General features: G+C 66.6%; 19 protein-coding genes and 2 pseudogenes. 14 read left to right on the top strand and 7 right to left on the bottom strand.

Annotation, left to right across the window (positions count from 1 at the left end; genetic code table 11):
* The first annotated feature begins 57 nt into the window (after nucleotides 1-57).
* From BST12_RS16600 to BST12_RS30920, 6 genes and pseudogenes are all read left to right on the top strand, one after another.
* Nucleotides 58-1191, top strand: a complete 1134-nt coding sequence (locus BST12_RS16600) for a catalase family peroxidase (RefSeq protein ID WP_245850363.1) — start codon at nucleotides 58-60, stop codon at nucleotides 1189-1191.
* Nucleotides 1188-1766, top strand: coding sequence for a cytochrome b (locus tag BST12_RS16595; RefSeq protein WP_083114225.1), 579 nt, complete (start codon nucleotides 1188-1190; stop codon nucleotides 1764-1766). Before BST12_RS16600 ends, BST12_RS16595 begins: the two co-directional genes overlap by 4 nt.
* On the top strand, nucleotides 1763-2407 hold the full coding sequence (locus tag BST12_RS16590) for a cysteine hydrolase family protein (RefSeq protein WP_083114223.1): 645 nt from the start codon (nucleotides 1763-1765) through the stop codon (nucleotides 2405-2407). Before BST12_RS16595 ends, BST12_RS16590 begins: the two co-directional genes overlap by 4 nt.
* Nucleotides 2408-2464: 57 nt before the next feature.
* The gene (locus BST12_RS16585; RefSeq protein ID WP_083114221.1) at nucleotides 2465-3514 is read left to right on the top strand and encodes an ABC transporter permease; all 1050 of its coding nucleotides are present in this window, start codon (nucleotides 2465-2467) and stop codon (nucleotides 3512-3514) included.
* 3 nt (nucleotides 3515-3517) lie between these two features.
* Nucleotides 3518-4501: pseudogene (locus BST12_RS30925) on the top strand (ABC transporter ATP-binding protein); the annotation flags it as partial.
* A 51-nt stretch (nucleotides 4502-4552) separates the two neighbouring features.
* Nucleotides 4553-5446, top strand: coding sequence for a fructose bisphosphate aldolase (locus BST12_RS30920; RefSeq protein ID WP_139801723.1), 894 nt, complete (start codon nucleotides 4553-4555; stop codon nucleotides 5444-5446).
* Nucleotides 5447-5683: 237 nt separating this feature from the next.
* On the opposite strand, the pseudogene BST12_RS34280 reads toward BST12_RS30920, so the two are convergent.
* A pseudogene (locus BST12_RS34280) lies at nucleotides 5684-6724 on the bottom strand (PE family protein); the annotation flags it as partial.
* 240 nt (nucleotides 6725-6964) lie between these two features.
* On the opposite strand from BST12_RS34280, the gene BST12_RS34275 reads away from it, so the two are divergent.
* Nucleotides 6965-7087, top strand: a complete 123-nt coding sequence (locus BST12_RS34275) for a hypothetical protein (protein ID WP_264062618.1) — start codon at nucleotides 6965-6967, stop codon at nucleotides 7085-7087.
* A 132-nt stretch (nucleotides 7088-7219) separates the two neighbouring features.
* Here BST12_RS34275 and BST12_RS16565 read toward each other — a convergent pair whose 3' ends face one another.
* Nucleotides 7220-7951, bottom strand: a complete 732-nt coding sequence (locus BST12_RS16565) for a siderophore-interacting protein (RefSeq protein WP_083114216.1) — start codon at nucleotides 7949-7951, stop codon at nucleotides 7220-7222.
* A gap of 97 nt (nucleotides 7952-8048) precedes the next feature.
* On the opposite strand from BST12_RS16565, the gene BST12_RS16560 reads away from it, so the two are divergent.
* Complete coding sequence (locus tag BST12_RS16560) at nucleotides 8049-8939, top strand: cyclopropane mycolic acid synthase family methyltransferase (RefSeq protein WP_083114215.1); 891 nt, start codon at nucleotides 8049-8051, stop codon at nucleotides 8937-8939.
* Between the two features lie 13 nt (nucleotides 8940-8952).
* Here BST12_RS16560 and BST12_RS16555 read toward each other — a convergent pair whose 3' ends face one another.
* The 4 genes from BST12_RS16555 to BST12_RS16540 form a co-directional block, all read right to left on the bottom strand.
* On the bottom strand, nucleotides 8953-9402 hold the full coding sequence (locus BST12_RS16555; RefSeq protein ID WP_083114214.1) for an ATP-binding protein: 450 nt from the start codon (nucleotides 9400-9402) through the stop codon (nucleotides 8953-8955).
* An 82-nt stretch (nucleotides 9403-9484) separates the two neighbouring features.
* Nucleotides 9485-9835 (bottom strand): STAS domain-containing protein, encoded by a 351-nt coding sequence (locus BST12_RS16550; protein WP_083114264.1) that lies wholly within the window; start codon nucleotides 9833-9835, stop codon nucleotides 9485-9487.
* 219 nt (nucleotides 9836-10054) lie between these two features.
* Nucleotides 10055-10618, bottom strand: a complete 564-nt coding sequence (locus tag BST12_RS16545) for a DUF998 domain-containing protein (protein WP_139801721.1) — start codon at nucleotides 10616-10618, stop codon at nucleotides 10055-10057.
* A 53-nt stretch (nucleotides 10619-10671) separates the two neighbouring features.
* The gene (locus BST12_RS16540) at nucleotides 10672-11502 is read right to left on the bottom strand and encodes an alpha/beta fold hydrolase (RefSeq protein WP_083114212.1); all 831 of its coding nucleotides are present in this window, start codon (nucleotides 11500-11502) and stop codon (nucleotides 10672-10674) included.
* Between the two features lie 62 nt (nucleotides 11503-11564).
* On the opposite strand from BST12_RS16540, the gene BST12_RS16535 reads away from it, so the two are divergent.
* Complete coding sequence (locus BST12_RS16535) at nucleotides 11565-12170, top strand: TetR/AcrR family transcriptional regulator (RefSeq protein WP_083114211.1); 606 nt, start codon at nucleotides 11565-11567, stop codon at nucleotides 12168-12170.
* Here BST12_RS16535 and BST12_RS16530 read toward each other — a convergent pair.
* Entirely contained in the window at nucleotides 12145-13116 is a 972-nt protein-coding gene (locus tag BST12_RS16530) for a LysR family transcriptional regulator (protein WP_083114210.1), read from the bottom strand. The genes BST12_RS16535 and BST12_RS16530 overlap by 26 nt on opposite strands.
* A 96-nt stretch (nucleotides 13117-13212) precedes the next feature.
* On the opposite strand from BST12_RS16530, the gene BST12_RS16525 reads away from it, so the two are divergent.
* The 5 genes from BST12_RS16525 to BST12_RS16505 form a co-directional block, all read left to right on the top strand.
* Nucleotides 13213-14328, top strand: a complete 1116-nt coding sequence (locus BST12_RS16525; RefSeq protein ID WP_083114209.1) for a hypothetical protein — start codon at nucleotides 13213-13215, stop codon at nucleotides 14326-14328.
* A gap of 26 nt (nucleotides 14329-14354) precedes the next feature.
* Nucleotides 14355-14921 (top strand): UGSC family (seleno)protein, encoded by a 567-nt coding sequence (locus BST12_RS16520; protein ID WP_083114208.1) that lies wholly within the window; start codon nucleotides 14355-14357, stop codon nucleotides 14919-14921.
* On the top strand, nucleotides 14918-16090 hold the full coding sequence (locus tag BST12_RS16515) for a CaiB/BaiF CoA transferase family protein (RefSeq protein WP_083114207.1): 1173 nt from the start codon (nucleotides 14918-14920) through the stop codon (nucleotides 16088-16090). The genes BST12_RS16520 and BST12_RS16515 overlap by 4 nt, the downstream gene beginning before the upstream one ends.
* A gap of 10 nt (nucleotides 16091-16100) precedes the next feature.
* Entirely contained in the window at nucleotides 16101-17258 is a 1158-nt protein-coding gene (locus BST12_RS16510) for an acyl-CoA dehydrogenase family protein (RefSeq protein WP_083114206.1), read from the top strand.
* Nucleotides 17259-17390: 132 nt separating this feature from the next.
* A partial coding sequence (locus BST12_RS16505; RefSeq protein WP_139801720.1) for a PE family protein occupies nucleotides 17391-18973 on the top strand: 1583 nt, incomplete at its 3' end.

The raw sequence follows: 18973 nt of genomic DNA, 5'->3' as shown, positions 1-18973 counted from the left end.
ACCCCGACCTCGTGATCGAATTGCTTATACCGACTACATTTCCGAAGGGACGTGTTGATGGACGCCGACGAGGTCAGCGAGCGGGACGGCGCATCCAACGAGAACAAGCCCCGGGCCCCCGTCACCCGGCGCGGCGCGTTGCTGGGGATGGCCGCCGTGGGGGGTGTTGCCGCGGTGGATGTCGGTGGGTTCGCCTATGCGGGCGGCTGGCTGGCCAGCTTCTCCGGGCCCGGCGCGCTGACCCCGGCGCGGTTCGCCGATCGCTTCGAAAACGTCTATGGCCGCCACGACGGCTTCCGCCGAAACCACGCCAAAGGCCTCAGTGCCACAGGAACTTTCGTGAGCAGTGGGGCGGCCGCGGAGATCTGCCGGGCCGCGGTTTTCCAGCCGGGAAGCGTCCCGGTGATCGGCCGTTTCTCGCTGGGCGGCGGCTTGCCGGGTCAGGCGGACAAGCCCGACGCCGTCCGGGGACTGGGGCTGCTGTTTCAGGCCGGAGGACAGCAATGGCGTACGGCGATGATCAACATCCCGGTTTTCACCGACAGCACACCGCAGGGGTTTTACGAACGGTTGCTGGCCACCAAACCGCTGCCGGGCACCGGCAAGCCCGACCCGCAGCAGATGGCCGCATTTCTCGATCGCCATCCCGAAACCGTCGCCGCGATGAAGATCATCAGGCAATCGCCGCCGAGCTCTGGATTCGCGGACAGCACGTTTTACGGGCTGAATGCCTTTTACTTCACCAACAGTGCCGGCGCGACGGTTCCGGTGCGCTGGGCCGTGGTACCGCTGCAACCCGGTCAGCCAAAGCCGGCCCCTTCGCCGGGGGCGACGGGGAAGGATTTCCTTTTCGACGATCTCATCCGAACCTTGGCCCAAGGGCCCCGTCAGTGGCGACTGGCCATCACCCTCGGTGCGCCGGGCGACGCGACCGACGACCCCACCAAACCGTGGCCGCCGTCGCGGCGCACCGTCGACGCCGGCACCCTGACGATCGACGCGGTGCACACCGAGGAAGCCGGCAACGCACGCGACATCAACTTCGACCCGCTCGTGCTGCCCGACGGCATCAGCGCCTCCGACGATCCCATACCCAAGGCGAGATCGGCCGTGTACGCCCGCTCCTTCAGCCGCCGCGCCGAGGAACCCAAGTCGCCCAGCGAGGTCGACGTCGCGCGGGTGCTGTCATGACACAGCGGGCCACGGCCGTCACATCGCGCTTTGCTCTCCCGTCGCGGATTCTGCACTGGCTGATGGCGCCGATGGTCGTCGCACAGCTGTTCATCGGCGTCACCACGGTGGCTTCGCTGAGCTATTACCCGCTGCTGCTGGCCATCCACCGGCCGCTGGGAATCCTGATCCTGGTCTTCGCGCTGGCGCGCCTGGTTAATCGGCTCATCCACCGGCTGCCGCCGTTTCCGGCCACCATGGGCCCGGCCGAGCGCCGCATCGCCTCCTGGTCGGAATACCTTCTCTATGCCTTGCTGCTCGTGCAGCCCCTGATCGGCTGGGCGATGCTCTCGGCGGCCCGGTTTCCGATCACTGTTGCCGGGCCACTGCGGTTGCCCAGGATCGCGCCGTACAACTTGGATGTCTATGCGGCGCTTCGCTTTTGCCACAGCGTTTTCGGCTATCTGTTGTTCCTGACGTTCACCGCCCACCTGTGTGCGGTGCTGTTTCATACGTTGGTGCTGCGCGATCGGCTCCTCGACCGCATGGCGATCTGGCCCACCAAACCCACACCTGCGAAATCGGATGAACAATGAACCTGACCTACCCAAAAGACCTCACCGGCCTTCTTGTCATCGATCCGTACAACGACTTCATTTCCGAAGGTGGCAAAGTATGGGATCGGCTCAAGGGTGTTGCTGAGGCCAACGGGTGTGTTGCGCACATGAAGCAGGTCCTCGACGCCGCGCGCGCGGCCGAAATCCGCGTCTTCTATGCGTTGCACCGCCGGTATCGTCCGGGCGACTACGAGAGCTGGAAGTACATCGCGCCCATTCAGAGAGCCGCCTGGTCGCGTCAGACCTTCGCTTACGGCAGCTGGGGTGGTGAGCTCCATCCAGATTTCGAACCCCAGACGGTCCAGTCGGGCGGCCCGAAAGATATTCTTGCCCAAGAACATTGGTGTTCCAGCGGTTTCGCCAACACCGATCTGGACCTGCTGCTCAAAAAGCACGGCATCCACCGGCTCATCGTGATGGGACTGATAGCGCACACATGCGTGGAAGCCACCGTCCGATACGCCGCCGAACTCGGTTACGACGTCACGATGGTCAAGGATGCGACCGCGAGCTACTCGGAGGTGGAGATGCACGCGGCCCTCGAAGTCAACATCCCGAACTACGCCACCGCCGTCGTCACCGCCAGCGAGGTGGTCGCTGCGCTTGCCGGGCAGCCGTAGCCAGCAAAAACGTCGACAGCTCTGCCCGGAGGGGCCCGACGTTGGTAGCGTCGGGGAATGCTCTTTGCGGCACTGCGCGATATGCAATGGCGAAAACGGCGCCTTGTTATCGCGATCGTCAGCACCGGCCTGATCTTCGGAATGACTCTGGTGCTGACCGGCCTGGCGAATGGATTCCGGGTCGAGGCGAGGCACACCGTCGATTCCCTGGGCGTGGACGCATTCGTGGTGAAGACCGGGGCGGCCGGACCTTTCCTGGGCTCGACGCCCTTTCCGGATGTCGACCTGGCCCGAGTGGCCGCCGAACCCGGCGTCATCGCCGCCGCCCCATTGGGCTGCGTCGGGACGATCATGAAGGAAGGCACCTCGGGAAAGAACATCACCGCCTTCGGTGCGCCCGAGCGCGGGCCCGGGATGCCGAGCGTCTCGCAGGGCCGCACACCCTCGAGGCCCGACGAGGTCGCGGTGTCCAGTACCCTGCGCCGGCACATCGGCGACACCATTCAGGTCGGTGTGCACACCTTGCACATCGTCGGCATCGTGCCCAATTCGACTGCGCTGGCCAAGATTCCGAACATCTTCCTGACGACCGAGGGGCTGCAGCAGGTCGCGTACAACGGTCAGCCGATGATCACGTCCTTCGGGATTGTCGGCACCGCCCGCCAGCTGCCGGAGGGTTACCAGACCTATGACCGGACCGGCGCGGTCAATGACTTGTTGCGCCCGCTGAAGGTCGCGGTGAATTCGATTTCGATCGTGGCCATCCTGCTGTGGATAGTGGCGGCGCTGATCGTCGGATCGGTGGTGTACCTGTCGGCGCTGGAGCGGCTGCGCGACTTTGCGGTGTTCAAGGCGATCGGCACGCCGACCCGCTCGATCATGGCGGGGCTGGCGCTGCAGGCGCTGGTCGTCTCGCTGTTCGCGGCGGCGGTGGGCGTGCTTCTCTCGAAGCTGCTGGCGCCGTTGTTCCCGATGATCGTCGCCGTGCCGGCGGGCGCATACCTGGCGCTACCCGGGGTGGCGATCGTGATCGGCTTAGTGGCCAGCCTCGCCGGCCTGCGGCGGGTGGTGGCGGTCGATCCGGCGCTCGCGTTCGGAGGTCCCTGACCGGTGGGCGATCTCAGCATTCAGAACCTGGTCGTCGAGTACTACAGCGGCGGGTACGCGCTGCGGCCGATCAACGGTTTGAACCTCGACGTCGAAGCGGGGTCGTTGGTGATTTTGCTGGGACCCAGCGGCTGCGGGAAGACGACGCTGCTGTCCTGCCTGGGCGGCATCCTGCGGCCGAAGTCGGGGGCGATCAAGTTCGAGGACGTCGACATCACCACCTTGGAAGGGCCCGCGCTGGCAAAGTACCGGCGCGACAAGGTGGGCATCGTGTTTCAGGCGTTCAACCTGGTGCCCAGCCTTACCGCGCTGGAGAACGTCATGGTTCCGCTGCGGTCGGCCGGGATGTCGCGGGCGGCGGCGCGCAAGCGCGCAGAGGAGTTACTGACACGGGTCAATCTCGGTGACCGGATGAAGCATCGGCCGGGGGACCTGAGTGGCGGGCAGCAGCAGCGGGTCGCGGTCGCCCGAGCGATCGCGCTGGACCCGCCGTTGATTCTGGCCGACGAGCCCACCGCGCACCTGGACTTCATTCAGGTGGAGGAGGTGTTGCGGCTGATCCGCGAACTCGCCGACGACGACCGGGTGGTGGTGGTCGCCACCCACGACAGCCGCATGCTGCCGCTGGCTGACCGCGTGGTCGAGCTGACACCCGATTTCGCCGAGACGGATCGCGAACCCGAGACGGTGGAACTGAAGGCCGGCGAAGTGCTGTTCGAACAGAGCACGATGGGCGACCTGATCTACGTGGTGTCCGAGGGCGAGTTCGAGATCGTGCACGAATTGGCCGACGGCGGTGAGGAATTGTTTAAGGTCGTCGGGCCCGGGGACTACTTCGGCGAAATCGGTGTGCTGTTTCACCTGCCGCGCTCGGCGACCGTGCGCGCCCGCACCGATGCGACGGCGGTCGGCTATACGGCGCCGGCGTTTCGGGAAAGACTCGGTGCGGGCGGCTTGCGCGATCTGATCGAGCACCGCGCGCTCGCCGGCGCCGACACCGAAGCTGCTGAGCCGGCGACGACCAGGGAGGAGAGGGCTGTGCCGAACGCGGAGCAAGCGAGCCGGATGGCGTCGGGCAAGGGCTTCGTCGCGGCGCTCGACCAGAGCGGTGGGTCGACACCAAAGGCGTTGCGCCTCTACGGGATTGAGGACGACGAGTATTCCGGCGAAGAGGAGATGTTCGACCTCATCCATCAGATGCGCTCGCGGATCATCACCTCACCGGTGTTCAACGGCGATCGGGTGCTGGCGGCGATTCTGTTCGAGCAGACCATGGACCGCGACATCGCGGATGTGCCGTCGCCGACCTATCTCTGGGAGACCAAGGGTGTGGTGCCCATCCTCAAGATCGACAAGGGACTCGCTGACGCCTCCGACGACGTGCAGTTGATGAAGCCGATGCCGGGACTCGACGAGTTGCTGGAGCGCGCCGTGCGCAAGGGTGTTTTCGGCACCAAGGAGCGGTCGGTGATCGGAGGTGCCAACCCCGACGGCATCGCTGCGGTGGTCGCCCAGCAGTTCGAGGTGGCTAACCGGGTGCTGTCGCATGGCCTGGTTCCGATCATCGAACCCGAGGTCACCATCTCGATCTCGGACAAGGCGGAAGCCGAAGACATCCTGCGCGAGGAAATCACGAAACAACTGGAAACGGTGCCCGATGGCCAGCAGGTGATGCTCAAACTCACCCTGCCCAGCGAGGTCAACCACTATCGTGATTTCGTCGGACATCCCAAGGTGATGCGGGTGCTCGCGCTCTCCGGTGGCTACTCCCGCGCCGACGCCAACAAGCTGCTGGCGGAGAACACCGGTGTGATCGCCAGCTTCAGTCGCGCGCTGACCGAAGGTCTATCGGCCGATCAATCCGACAAACAGTTCAACGCCACTCTGGATGCGTCGATCCAGTCGATCTACGACGCGTCAGTCGCCGGCTGAGCGTGATCGCGGCTGGCCCAGAACGATCGATCGTCGAGCCTGCATTTTTGCAGCGAAAGTGCGAAGAGCGGCCTGCAAATCTGCAGGCTCGGCGGCGAGCAATCGAACTCGACCGCGGCGCAAACTTGGCCAACTAGGCAACGGCGGGTGGGCCAAATACACCGGGGTTGACTTTGGGCAAACGCCTGCGACTCATTTCATAGCGTCGCCGGCCTGAGCTTGGCGGTCGCATCAAACGCCGTCCGCTCCGATCGTGCCGTCCTGGCCGAGGTATTGACCGCCGCTGCCGCCGGCTCCGCCGTGCGCGGGGTTGAAACCGGACCCGCCGTTGCCGCCGTTACCGCCGTCGCCGACGAGCTGGGCGCTGCCGCCGCTACCGCCGGCCCCACCGACCCCGGATGCGGCCGAGGCCTCGCCCCCGGCCCCGCCGCTACCTCCGCTGCCGAACTGTCCAGCGTCACCGCCGTCGCCGCCGATTCCGCCGCGCGGACTGGTGCTGGACCCGTAACCGGCACCGCCCACACCGCCGCTGCCGACCCACTGCCCGCCGTTGCCGCCGTTGCCGCCGTCGCCGCCGCCGGCGGGACCGAAACCGCCGGCACCGCCGGCTCCGCCGTTACCGACCCAGCCGGCGTTGCCGCCCTGCCCGCCCCAGCCGCCGATCATGTTGGGCCCACCGGCTCCGCCCTGCCCGCCGGCTCCGCCGTTGCCCAGCAACCAGCCGCCGGCGCCACCGTGTCCGCCGCCCGGGGTGATCTTGTTGATCGCCGTGCTGTCTCCGGCTGCCCCGCCGTTGCCGCCGTTGCCGATCATTCCCGCGCTACCGCCGCGGCCGCCGGGCCGCCCGGGCGCGCCGGATCCGCCGTTGCCGCCGTTGCCGAACAGTAGGCCGCCCGGTCCGCCGGCGTCGCCGGTTCCGGGTGCGCCGTCGGCGCCGTTGCCGATCAAGGGCCGCCCCACCATCGCCTGGGTGGGGGCATTGATCAGGTTCAGCAACGATGTCGCGGCCGTCTCAGCGCTGGTGTAGGAGCCGGCGGCGGCCTGCAAGGCCGCGACGAACTGGTGGTGAAAGGCGGTCGCCTGTGCGCTTGCCGCGCGATAGGCCTGGGCGTTTGCGGCGAACAGTGTCGCCACGGCACCGGACACCTCGTCGGCGCCGGCGGCCGCGAGTCGGGTGGCCGGGGCGGCGGCGTTGGCCGCGCTCAGTGCCGAGCCGATGCCGGCCACTTCGGTTGCCGTCGCGGCGAGTGCTTCGGGGACAGCAATCAGGTACGCCACCGCATGGCCTCCTCTCTCGCGCTCAATGATCATCTCAGCCGCCCAGGAACGGCGTTTCGAAGGTCGAGCGTTCGCCACGGCCGCATCGACATCGGCCGCATTGGCCGCACACGATCTGTTGGCCCGCATCGTCGAACGGGCCGACTGCGCTCGCCCCAACCTCTGCAATGTTGGCATCGTGTTTGATCGCCATGGGCGTGACTGACCCGAAAGCACCGCCGTAGGACCGCATTCCATGTTTTGATTCGCGCCGAGACGGCGGGTATCGACAACCTGCGCGAAGTGGGACTGGGCCATCATCCCGCGGTGGTGGCCGCGGAGAACAAGTATGCGGTGCCGCTTGCCGGCATCGAAGTCACATGAGCCACAGCCGTATCGGCCAGCGGGCCAATTGGCGATTTTGAAGCGCGATATAGCGCGTTCTGAAGTCACCCATGGGTTCCCATGCGCGGGTCGACGGCAATCTGCCGCCTGCCAGTTTCAGCGGGCCCGCAGCTAACCCATGGACCGTCCCACCATCCAGTAAGCCCGCGCCGCGATCGACTTGCGCGGTATGCCGAAGTCGTGCTGCAGGACTCGGCTAACCGACCGCGTGGTGCGACTGTCGCAGGCGACCCAGCCGAAGTGGCGGTTCGCGCCGAACGCCGCCGCCCTCACCGTGTCCACTAGGGCATTTCCGTCGTCCTCCCGGTCGACCCAGGTGATTCCTTCGGTTCGCGCAACCGGCAGGTCCTTGTCGTCGTCGTAGCCCGCCTCCAGGAACACCTGAGCGGGTGCGTCACCGATCGCGCTCAGCAGCGAGTTGATCGCCGGCAGCGACGCGGCGTCGCCGACGAAGATGTATCCGGCCGGCTCGGGCTCTGGAAGGGCGAATTTGCTGCCCAAAACGGTCGCCTTGATGACGTCACCGGGCTGTGCCGCCGCTGCCCAGCGGGAGGCCAGACCGCCGTGCAAGGCGAATTCGACGTCCACGGTGTCGGCGACGGGATCGGGGTCGACCAGCGTATATCCGCGCTGGTGCAGCTTATCCCCGTCGGCGAACCACATCCGCACCCACATCGTCGGATGCGGCGGGTGCGCCTCGAGCATGCCGGCGGCGTCGAAGCTCAGCCGTAGGTAATGGGGACTGATTTGGCGCCGGCCGGTGACGGTGAGGCGGTAATCGCCGGCACCGAGCAATTTCAGGATCGCCCCGGCCATACCGCGGGAACCTCGCTCTTCGCGCATATCTGCGAGTACCCCTAGACTTCGAAGTTCAGCAAGTCGATTACCGTCCACCAGAGCCGCGACGGTCCGACGACATACCAGCAACAAAGGTTGTGCCTTGCCCGAAAATCACGATGAATCCGCCACGCTAGCTCCCCACTTCGAGGACGTACAGGCACACTACGACCTGTCCGACGATTTCTTCCGGCTGTTCCTGGACCCGACGCAGACTTACAGCTGCGCCTATTTCCAGCGCGACGACATGTCGCTCGAAGAGGCGCAGCTGGCAAAGATCGACCTCTCACTCGGCAAACTCGGGCTGCAACCGGGCATGACGCTGCTCGACATCGGGTGCGGCTGGGGCGCAACGGTCACTCGTGCTTTGGAGCGTTACGACGTGAACGTCGTCGGCCTGACACTGAGCCGCAATCAGCAGGCCCATACGCAGCAACTGCTCGACAAACATCCCAGCGGACGCAGCAAGCGCGTGCTACTGCAGGGCTGGGAGCAGTTCGACGAAAAAGTCGACCGCATCGTGTCCATCGGGGCCTTCGAACACTTCGGACGTGACCGCTACGACGACTTTTTCGCGATGGCTTACCGGGCCCTTCCAGCCGACGGCGTGATGTTGTTGCATTCCATCATCAAGCCCAGCGATGAAGAATTCGCCGAGCGTGGATTGCCGATCACAATGACCAAGCTGCGGTTCATGAAATTCATCATGGACGAGATCTTCCCGGGCGGTGACCTGCCCAATGCCAAGGCGGTTACCGAGCATGCGGAGCGTGCCGGCTTCTCCGTCCAGCTGGTCCAGCCGCTACGTCTGCATTACGCCCGCACCCTGGACACCTGGGCTACCGCGCTCGAGGCGCACCGCGATGAGGCCGTTGCGATCCAGTCCCAGGAGGTCTACGACCGGTACATGAAGTACCTGACCGGTTGCGCCGACCTGTTTCGCGAGGGCTACACCGACGTGGCGCAATTCACCCTGGCCAAGGCCGGCGGTTAACCTCGCCGGGCGGCTACCCGCAACTCGATTGCCTCAGCCGGGTCCAGGTCAGGGTGACGTGGGTGCCGTTGGGTGTGCAATCGATGGTTGCCTTGTCGGCGAGTGCCTGCATTAAAGGGATGCCGCGGCCGCGGATCTGAAATCGCGCCCCGCCGGCCACCGGCTCCGGGACGCGCCACCGGCCGCGGTCATTGACGGCAACCGCGAGGGTGTCGGAATTTTCGTCGTAGGCGGCGCTGACATCGAGCGTGCCACTGTGCGAGAAGTCGGTGTAGGCGAATTCGGCGGCATTGGCCAGCGCCTCGTTTACCGCCAGCAGCAGATCGTTGAACCGTTCGGCGCTGAGCGTGAAATGCCGCTGCAGCCAATTCCCGAACTCGAGCCGAGTCTGAGCGGCACTCGGCGCATCGGCGACGACCCGGGTCCGTTGGAAGCGGGAGCGGTCGTCGATGCAGGTAACCATTCAGTGCCGATCACGAGAGAGCCATTGCGGCAAGGCATAGATTTCTGCCGGATACCCATCTCGGCAATTTTTAACGCATTGGTTACTCGCCGAGAGCGCTGTCCAGGTCGCGGTACAGGGGGACCACCGAGTCGATTCCCATGAGCTTGATCGGCCGGCTGGTGGCCGCGCCCTCAGCGACGACCGCGAGCCGGGTGTGTGGCTGCGCCTCAGCCTGGGCGGTGACCAGCACACTCATCCCGGCCGACGCGAGAAATTCCACTTTGGACAGGTCGACGACGAGAACCGGGGGCCGGGCCTCCAGCGCGGCTCGTATCGCCTCCTCGAGCTGTGGGGCGGTCAGCATGTCCACTTCGCCGGACACCGTGAGCACGACCGCCTGTTTCACCTGGCTTTCCTCGACCGTGAATGCCCCACTACCTGGTGCAACCATGCCGTACCTCACATCCGTTTCTGCGGGGACACCACTAGTCCGAAGCTGAGCAATACCACTCGACGGGCTGTGGATTCAACCCTGCGGGAAACGCTGCTTTGCGGCAACCACGTTGCCATTGCGCCTGCGCAGCGGGCTGGGGGCGGCCCTGGCATTTCCTGATATTCCCTTGACCCTAATCCACTGCCGAGCGGCAAAGATCAGCAGGCAGTCCATTGGCTAACACTTCGTGCCCGCACGCATCAGCAGGCATATCGAGGTGAGCAACTGCCACGCGATGATCGAGTACACGCTTCCGCGCTCGGCTGCCCCATTGGGCAACACAACGGTCCGGTCCGCCGCTGAGTTGATGATCAACAAGGCCAGACATGAGAAGCCCAGGGCCGCAATGAGTCGAGAGACAATCCGGTACCAGCGGCGGCCGCCGACCGGCGCCACGCGGCCTTCCGTGGCTGCCACGATCGCCGCGTTGCCACCCACGATTGCCAGCGCGGCGCCGGCGACGTGCACCTTCCCGCTGTGCACGATTGCGATCACGATGTTCCCAACGGCATTCGCCGCAACCAGAGCCAGGAAAAGCTGAGCCCGTCGCGTGCGCGGCAGCCCGGCAAGCAGCAGCGCCCCGAGCAGGAACAGGGTTCCCTGCAGGTAGAACGCCGCACGCATCAAATAGGCCTGCGGCGAAGCCAACCCCAGATCGCTGATGTAGTCGGTCCAGTAGCGGTACCCGGGCCGGTAACCCGCGGCTACCGCCTCGAGGACCAGGTACCCCGCGGCAGCCATCAGCCAGACGGCGGCTGCACGGGCGGTACCCAAAGGGGCCTTTCGGTAGGGACTTATGCCGATACTGCGATGGCCGACAGCAGATCGGCAAGTCGATCCGGGCGGTCCAGCATCGAGAACGTCCGCGCGCCGTCGATGACCTCGAGACGGGCGTTCGGGATGGTCGCGGCCAGTCGCTCGCCGTCTTCGAACGGGAAGAACTCGTCGTCGGCCGACCACGCGATGAGGGCCGGCTTGTCGAACTCCGGCAGCCGCTGGGCAACCCGCAGCGTCACTTCGGTGCGCAGCGACAAGGTGAACTGGCGAAGATCCTCTGCGATCCGCGGATCGGACAGTCCGGGGCGCACCCAGGCCTGGGTGAGCTGGTCGATGTCGCGGTGCGCCAGGCCGGCGAAGGCGCGCTTGCGGGCCACCGGAGCCCGCATCGCCTGACTCACCGCCCGGAACGACGTCTTCGACTTTGCGGCCAGAATCACCGGTTTCAGGATCGGCGGCGGAAAGTGCTCAAACGCGTCGCAGCTCGTGAGAACCAAAGCACCCAGACGTTCGGGGTGATGGACGGCGACCAGTTGCGTGATCACCCCTCCGGTGTCGTTGCCGACCAGCACCACGTCCTGCAGGTCGAGGGCGGCCAGTACGTCGGCGACCATGCGCGCGACGCCGCCGATGGTTCGATCCGCGCCGGGCCGCAGTGGCTGTGCATGGGCACCCAGCGGCCAGGTCGGGGCGATGCAGCGCAGTCCGTGACCGGCGAGCCGCTCGCTCACCGGTCGCCACAGCTGCCCGCCCATCAGGTACCCGTGCACGAAGACAACCGGTCTGCCGTCCTCGGGTCCGGTTGCTTCGTAATGGATGGTTCCGGCACTAATGTCGATCGACGACATGGATAACCCCCACTTCGAGATATAGTTACAAACAGGCTGTCTGTAACTTACCAACAGGTTGTATGGAAATCAAGAGACGCACCCAGGAAGAGCGCTCCGCGGCCACCCGTGAGGCGTTGATCTCGGCCGCCCGCAAGCTGTGGGGCGCACGCGGTTACGCCGAGGTCGGAACGCCGGAGATCGCCAAAGAGGCGGGTCTGACCCGCGGTGCGATGTACCACCAATTCGCCGACAAGGCAACGTTATTCCGCGAGGTCGTCGAGGCGGTCGAGCACGACGTGATGGCTCGGATGGCCACGCTGGTGGCGTCCTCGGGGGCCGAGTCGCCGGCCGATGCGATCCGCGCCGCTGTCGATGCCTGGCTGGAAGTGTCCGGCGAACCCGAAGTGCGCCAGCTGATCCTGCTCGACGCGCCCGCGGTGCTCGGCTGGGCCGGCTTCCGCGAGGTGGCCCAGCGCTACAGCCTCGGAATGACCGAGCAGTTGCTCGCCGAGGCCGTTCGGGCGGGTCAATTGGCGCGGCAACCGGTACGGCCGCTGGCGACGGTGATGATCGGTGCGCTCGACGAGGCGGCAATGGCCATTGCCACCGCCGAGGATCCCAAGCGGGCCCGTCGGGAAATCCGGCAGGTGCTGCGCCGGCTCATCGACGGGATGCTGGACGACTGACGTCGTGCGGTTTCGACGCGAGCTGCGGATAGTGCTCGCTGAGGTCCCGCAGGTATTGGGGAGCCGACTGCCTGGCGACGTCGAGAAAGCAACGCACGCTTGGTGATTGGTTGGAGGTGCGCCAAACCAGGGCCAGCGGGCGGTATGGCAGTGGGCCGTGCAGCGGGACGAACCGGACACCCTTGCGATTGAGATTGATGAAAGATGTTGGCAGCAGGGCGATTCCCGCACCGGAAGCCACCAGCGCGAGAATCGTCTGAATGCGCGGCACCTCGTCGACGACGGGTGGATCGATGTCGTGCAGCCGGAACAGCTCGACCACGTCGGCGTAGGTGGTGCTCGCCGCGGCGCGTGTCCACAGCACGATCGGCTGATCTTTCAGCTGTGACGGATCGATCCGCTCATGGCCGGTAAGCGGATCGTCTTCGCACACGACCGCGGCAAGGGGATCATCGATGAGCGTCTGGATGGTCAGCGTCGGCTCGTCGACGGGCCCGCGCACAAAGCCGACGTCGAGGCGGTGTTCGACCAGTTGGGCCACCTGCTCGGTGGTGGTCATCTCGGTCAGTTCGAGCTTGACGTCGGGATACTCGCGCCGGTGGGTGCGCATGACGTAGGACAAGACGCCGTCCACCGCGGCTTGCAGGGCACCGATATGAAGATGGCCAAGATGCCCGGTGGCCGCCCTGCGTGCGGCCGCGAAGGCGCGCTCGGCGTGCGTAAGCGCGAGCCGGGCCTCCTCGAACAGTGCATTGCCGGCGTCGGTCAGCTCGATCGGGCGCCGGGATCGATCGATGAGTTCGGCGCCCAGTTGGCGTTCGAGCTTCTGAATCTGCTGGCTCAGCGGCGGCTGGGCGATATGCAGCCGCTCGGCGGCGCGGCCGAAGTGACGTTCCTCGGCGACGGTGACGAAGTACCGCAGCAACCGCAGCTCCGGATCTGCCATATCTGCAGAATATAATAGCTGTATCAATATGTCTTGGACGTAGATGGTGTCGCGAACCTACGTTGGTCCCAACGAGCAACGTAGGAGGCAAATCAAATGACCGCTGTGATCACCGAGGAACGCGATCTCGTCGAGTACTACTTCGACCAGCCGTGGAGCGACGGCCTGCCAGTGGTCCCCCCGACGCCCGAGCGCGTTGCGGCCGTGCTGGACGTATTGGGTGGCAAGCCAAAAGAACTCGTGGCCCGCATTCCGCCGCGGTGGGGCAGCCTGACCCGTGAGCTGCTGGCCGTGAACATGGTGATGGCCGGATGCAAGCCCGAGTACGCCCCCGTCGTCCGCGCCGCAATCCTGGCATTGGCCGACGCACGGTTCAACCTCAACGGCATTCAGGCCACCACCCACGTCGTCTCGCCGCTGGTGGTCGTCAATGGCCCCATTGCCCGCGAGATCGGAATGAACTCCGGCGGAAACGTTTTCGGCTCAGGCAACCGCGCCAATGCCACGATCGGCCGCGCCGTTCGGCTGATCCTGCTCAGCGTCGGCGGCGGCATCGCGGGCGAACTCGACAAGAGCACGCTGGGCCATCCCGGCAAGTACACCTTCTGCATCGCCGAAAACGAAGAGGCCAGTCCGTGGGCGCCCTACCACGTCGAGCACGGCTACGCCCCCGAAGACAGCACCGTCCTGGTGATCGGCGCCGAAGCCCCGCACAGCGTCACCAACCACATTTCCGATGACCCGCAGGGGATCCTGGACTCCATTGCGTCGGCCATGAGCACCATCGCGCACAACAACGCGGTGCTGGGCGGGTCCTGCACGGTGGTCATCGGGGTGGAGCATGCCCGCACCATCGCCTCCTTCGGCTGGAGCCGTGACGACGTCCGCCGCTACCTGTGGTTCAACGGCACCAACGATTGGGACGACGTGAGCTACGGGGATCGCTACGCCCCGCCCGGCGGACACACCTATAACCGCAATCTGCCCAAGTGGTACCCCCGGGTTTCGGGTCGCAAGCTACCAATTGTGTTCACGCCCGACGACATTCATCTGTTCGTCGCCGGCGGCGCCGCCGGCCGATTCTCCGCCTTCCTGCCCGGCTGGAGCACGGCGACCACACCGGTGCTGCGCGCCATCGAGGGCCACGCCGACCAGGCGGCCAGTGCCAGCGTCCGCGAACTTGATTGCTCCGACGGCGCCTGCCGCCTGTGATCACGACCAGTCTGAGGAGAGAAGAAATGAACGACTACATCTATGACCCGTGCGGCGTGGTCGAGGTAACGGCCATCCCGATGGCCCCGCGGTCGACCGGCATCGAGGGCTTGCGCCTGGGCGTGCTGAGCAACACCAAATGGAACGCCGCCAAGCTGTTGCGTGCCACGGTGCGTGAATTGACCGAGCACGGAATCACTTTCGCCTCGGTCACCTACTACGACAAGCACCACTTCTCCTCCGACGCCAGTCCGGAGTTGATCAGCCAGATCGCCGCCGAGAACGACGTCGCGCTCACGGCGATCGGCGACTGCGGATCGTGCTGCTCGGCGTGTGTCAACGACGGAGTGCGCCTGGAGGCGGCTGGGGTGCCCACGGTTGTCATCGTCACCACCGAGTTCGAATTGGAGGCGCGCTTGCAGCGTGAGTCGCGGGGGATGGCCGGTCTGGAGCCCGCGGTGGCCACCCACCCGATCAGCAGCCTGACGCTCGAGCAACTCGACGGCCGGGCCGCCGAGATCGCCGCACAGGCCCGGCGGATCTGGTTCGGCGCCGCCGCCAACGGTCACCTGCTGGAGGCCGCCGCCAAATGACGAATCATCATGCACCGCCACCCCTTTCGAAGCTGTTGGTGGTCGACTTCTCGCGGATACTGGCCGGACCGTTCTGCACGATGACCCTCGGTGACCTGGGCGCTGACATCATCAAGATCGAACGCCCCGAAGGCGACGACACCCGAGCCTGGGGTCCGCCGTTCGTCGACGACGACAGCACCTACTACCTCGGCGTCAACCGCAACAAGCGCAGCATCGTCCTCGATCTGCGCGACCCCGAGGACTTGCAGACGGCGAAGACGCTCGCCGAGCGCGCCGACGTAGTGGTGGAGAACTTCCGCCCCGGCACCATGGCGCGGTTCGGATTGGACGAATCCACCATTCGCCGGGCCAACCCGACAGTGGTCTACTGCAGCATCTCGGCGTTCGGATCGGGCGAAGGCGGCAGCCTGGCCGGATACGACCTGCTGGTGCAGGCGCTGGGCGGGTTGATGAGCATCACCGGGCCGAACCCCGAGACGCCGACCAAGGTCGGGGTGGCGCTGGTCGACGTGCTGGCCGGCCTGTTCGCCACGGTCGGCATTCTGGCGGCGCTGCGCGAACGCGACCAGCACGGGCGCGGCCAGTACGTCGAGATCAACCTGATGTCGGCGCTGCTGTCGGCGCTGGCCAACCAATCCGCCAGTTACGTTCTGGCGGGCGAGGTTCCGCGCGCGATGGGCAACGGACATGCCAGCATCGCGCCCTATGACACCTATCGGACCGGTGACGGAATGATCGTGCTGGCGGTGGGCAATGACAAGCAGTTCGCCCAACTCTGCGGCGCCCTGGACATCGCCCACCTGGCGCAGGATCAGCGCTTCGCCACCAACGAACTGCGGGTGCGCAACCGGGTTCTGTTGCGCGAGTACCTGGAAACCGCGTTGGCCCCCAACTCCGGCAAGTACTGGTCGAGAATTCTGCCCGAACTCGGCGTGCCGGCCGGTGCGGTCAACAACATCGCCGAGGCCTTCGCCCTGGCTGAACAACTCGGCCTGCAACCGCTGCGCGACACCGAAGACGGCGAAGGTCCCGGTCCCCAGGTAGCCAGCCCGATCAAGCTGTCCGCCACACCCGTTACCTACCGCACCAGGGCACCGCGGCTGGGCGAACACACCAGCGCGATCCGCAGCTGGCTCGCCGGCCTCGCCGGCCGCCGAACAGCCTGAAAGGAACACAATGAGTGCCCACGATTTCTTGACCATCGACGGCGGCTTGTCGGATGAGGAAAGACTGATCCGCGACACCGTTCGTGCCTATGTCCGCCGCGACCTGCTGTCCCGGATGCCCGAAGCTTACGCCGAAGGCTACCTGCCCCCCGGATTCCCCACCGCCGCGGGCGAACTCGGCCTACTCGGCATGCACCTGCACGGCTACGACTGCCCCGGTATGAGCGCCGTCTCCTACGGCCTGGCATGCATGGAGCTCGAGGCCGGCGACAGTGGGTTACGCAGCTTCGTGTCCGTGCAGGGATCGCTGGCCATGTTCGCGATCTGGCGGTACGGCAGCGAGCAGCAGAAGCAAACCTGGTTGCCCTCGATGGCGCGGGGCGCGGCCGTCGGATGCTTCGGACTCACCGAGCCCGACGCGGGCAGCGATCCCGCCGGCATGCGCACGACCGCTCGGCGCGAGGGCGACGAGTGGGTCCTCAACGGCGCCAAGATGTGGATCACCAACGGCGATATCGCCGACGTGGCGGTGATCTGGGCGAAGACGCCCGACGGCATCCGCGGATTCGTGTTGCCGCGCAACACCTCTGGCTTCACGGCGCGCGAGATCCGGCACAAGCTGTCGCTGCGTGCATCGACCACCGCGGAGCTGGCCTTCGAGGATTGCCGGCTGCCGCTGGATGCCATGCTTCCCGAGGCCCGCGGTCTGCGGGCACCGCTGTCCTGCCTTACCGAAGCCCGATTCGGAATCATCTGGGGCGCGGTCGGAGCCGCCCGCGCCTGCTACGAGGCCGCGCTCGACTATGCCGGTAGCAGAACGCAATTCGGCCGACCGATCGCCGGATTCCAGCTCACCCAGCACAAGCTGGTCGAGATGCTCACCGAGGTCAACCTCTGCTATCTGTTGGCCCTGCATCTGGGCCGGCTCAAAGATGCCGGTCAGCTACAGCCCGAACAGGTGAGCTTCGGCAAGCTGCACAACGTGCGCAAGGCACTGGATGTGGCGCGGATGGCCCGAACAATATTGGGCGCCAACGGAATCACCCTCGACTACCCGGTAATGCGCCATATGGCCAACCTCGAGTCGGTGCTCACCTATGAGGGCACCAGCGAGGTTCACACGCTGGTGCTGGGTCACGCCATTACCGGCTTGGCGGCCTTTCACTGACGTCCGGGGCGGACACGCAGCCAGTTGCCCAACTTTCCGGCCTGTCCTGGCCAGAGAAGTAATACTCTCTGACCAGACAACCCCGCTTCTGGCCATGCCGTAACGGGCCGAGCTTTGCTGGAAGGTGCCCGCATGTTATTCGTGATGGCCGCCCCCGAGGCGCTGGCCACGGCCGCCGCTGATCTGGCCGCAGTCGGTTCGACATTGAGCGCGGCCACCACGGCAGCGGCAGCTCCCACGACAACGATGCTGACCGCCGCCGAAGACGAAGTCTCGGCAGCGATCGCGGCCGTGTTCTCCGGACATGCCCTGGATTTTCAATCGCTGAGTCAGCGGGCAGCGGCGGTCCATCGGCAGTTCGTGGACGCACTGACCTCCGGCGCCGGGGCCTATGCCGGCGCCGAATCCGCCAACGCGTCGCCGCTGCAGCAACTGCTCAACGCGATCAACGCACCGGTCCAAACGCTGACCGGGCGTCCATTGATCGGCAATGGCACTAACGGCACTCCGGGTACGGGAGCAGACGGCACGCCCGGCGGATGGTTACTGGGCGATGGCGGCGCCGGCGGGTCGGGCGCTCCCGGGCAAAGCGGCGGTAACGGCGGCGCGGCCGGATTGCTGGGTGCCGGCGGCGCCGGCGGTCCCGGGGGAAGCTCACCAACCGGCAACGCCGGTAACGGCGGCAATGGCGGTGCCGGCGGCTGGCTATGGGGCCACGGTGGAGCCGGCGGCGGGGGCGGTAGCGCCACGGTGGCCGGCAACGGCGGCAATGGCGGAAGCGGCGGCTTGTTCGGCGGCGGCGGCATCGGCGGACTCGGCGGCAGCGGCAATACCGGGGGCACCGGCGGAGCCGGCGGCCACGGCGGTCTGCTTGCCGGCGCCGGCGGCTCGGGCGGAGCCGGCGGATTCGGCTCACTGGGCACCGGCGGCGGCGGGGGCACCGGCGGCTCCGGTGGCCGGGTCTTCGGTTCCGGCGGCGCGGGCGGCGACGGCGGATTCGGCGAAGTGGCCGGCGGTAACGGCGGGCACGGCGGTGGCGGCGGTCTGCTGCTCTCGAACGGCGGTGTCGGCGGGGCGGGCGGAGCCGGCGTGGTGCAGGGCGGCGCCGGCGGGACCGGCGGCGATGCGCTGCTACTCGGCAACGGCGGTGCGGGTGGCACCGGCGGGGCGGCGGTGGCGGCCGGCTTCGCCGGGCTCGCCGGGTCCGGCGGTGCCGGCGGTAAAGGCGGTTTGCTGTTCGGCAACGGCGGTGCGGGCGGTTCCGGCGGGCAGGGCGCCACGGTCGGTGGCGCCGGTGGCACCGGAGGCGACGCCGTGCTGATCGGTAATGGCGGCAACGGCGGCAACGGCGGAACCGGGCCCACGCTGGGCGGCGACGGCGCCGGCGGCACCGCCGGGCGATTGATCGGTGCAGACGGGTTCAACGCGCCGACCAGCAGCTCGCCGATCCACGTGCTGCAGCAGCAGGGGATGGCCATGATCAATGCGCCGGCCCAGACATTGTTCGGACGCCCACTGATCGGCAACGGCCTGCCCGGTGCCCCGGGAACCGGAAATCCAGGCGGACCGGGTGGACTTTTGCTGGGCGACGGCGGGGCCGGCGGGTCGGGCGGTTCCGGCGAAACCGGTGGCGTGGGTGGGCCTGCCGGACTGTGGGGCACCGGCGGCGCCGGGGGTGCCGGTGGCGGTTCGGTGAGCAACGGAGTCGGCGGGGT

It is taken from the genome of Mycobacterium angelicum, assembly GCF_002086155.1.
In the GTDB taxonomy this organism is placed as follows: domain Bacteria; phylum Actinomycetota; class Actinomycetes; order Mycobacteriales; family Mycobacteriaceae; genus Mycobacterium; species Mycobacterium angelicum.
This window is presented reverse-complemented; position numbering and strand designations above follow the sequence as displayed.

Coding starts and splice junctions, on each gene's coding strand:
- BST12_RS16600 (WP_245850363.1), top strand. CDS start 58: ATGGACGCCGACGAGGTCAGCGAGCGGGACGGCGCATCCAACGAGAAC.
- BST12_RS16595 (WP_083114225.1), top strand. CDS start 1,188: ATGACACAGCGGGCCACGGCCGTCACATCGCGCTTTGCTCTCCCGTCG.
- BST12_RS16590 (WP_083114223.1), top strand. CDS start 1,763: ATGAACCTGACCTACCCAAAAGACCTCACCGGCCTTCTTGTCATCGAT.
- BST12_RS16585 (WP_083114221.1), top strand. CDS start 2,465: ATGCTCTTTGCGGCACTGCGCGATATGCAATGGCGAAAACGGCGCCTT.
- BST12_RS16565 (WP_083114216.1), bottom strand. CDS start 7,951: ATGCGCGAAGAGCGAGGTTCCCGCGGTATGGCCGGGGCGATCCTGAAA.
- BST12_RS16555 (WP_083114214.1), bottom strand. CDS start 9,402: ATGGTTACCTGCATCGACGACCGCTCCCGCTTCCAACGGACCCGGGTC.
- BST12_RS16550 (WP_083114264.1), bottom strand. CDS start 9,835: ATGGTTGCACCAGGTAGTGGGGCATTCACGGTCGAGGAAAGCCAGGTG.
- BST12_RS16545 (WP_139801721.1), bottom strand. CDS start 10,618: ATGGCTGCCGCGGGGTACCTGGTCCTCGAGGCGGTAGCCGCGGGTTAC.
- BST12_RS16540 (WP_083114212.1), bottom strand. CDS start 11,502: ATGTCGTCGATCGACATTAGTGCCGGAACCATCCATTACGAAGCAACC.
- BST12_RS16535 (WP_083114211.1), top strand. CDS start 11,565: ATGGAAATCAAGAGACGCACCCAGGAAGAGCGCTCCGCGGCCACCCGT.
- BST12_RS16530 (WP_083114210.1), bottom strand. CDS start 13,116: ATGGCAGATCCGGAGCTGCGGTTGCTGCGGTACTTCGTCACCGTCGCC.
- BST12_RS16525 (WP_083114209.1), top strand. CDS start 13,213: ATGACCGCTGTGATCACCGAGGAACGCGATCTCGTCGAGTACTACTTC.
- BST12_RS16520 (WP_083114208.1), top strand. CDS start 14,355: ATGAACGACTACATCTATGACCCGTGCGGCGTGGTCGAGGTAACGGCC.
- BST12_RS16515 (WP_083114207.1), top strand. CDS start 14,918: ATGACGAATCATCATGCACCGCCACCCCTTTCGAAGCTGTTGGTGGTC.
- BST12_RS16510 (WP_083114206.1), top strand. CDS start 16,101: ATGAGTGCCCACGATTTCTTGACCATCGACGGCGGCTTGTCGGATGAG.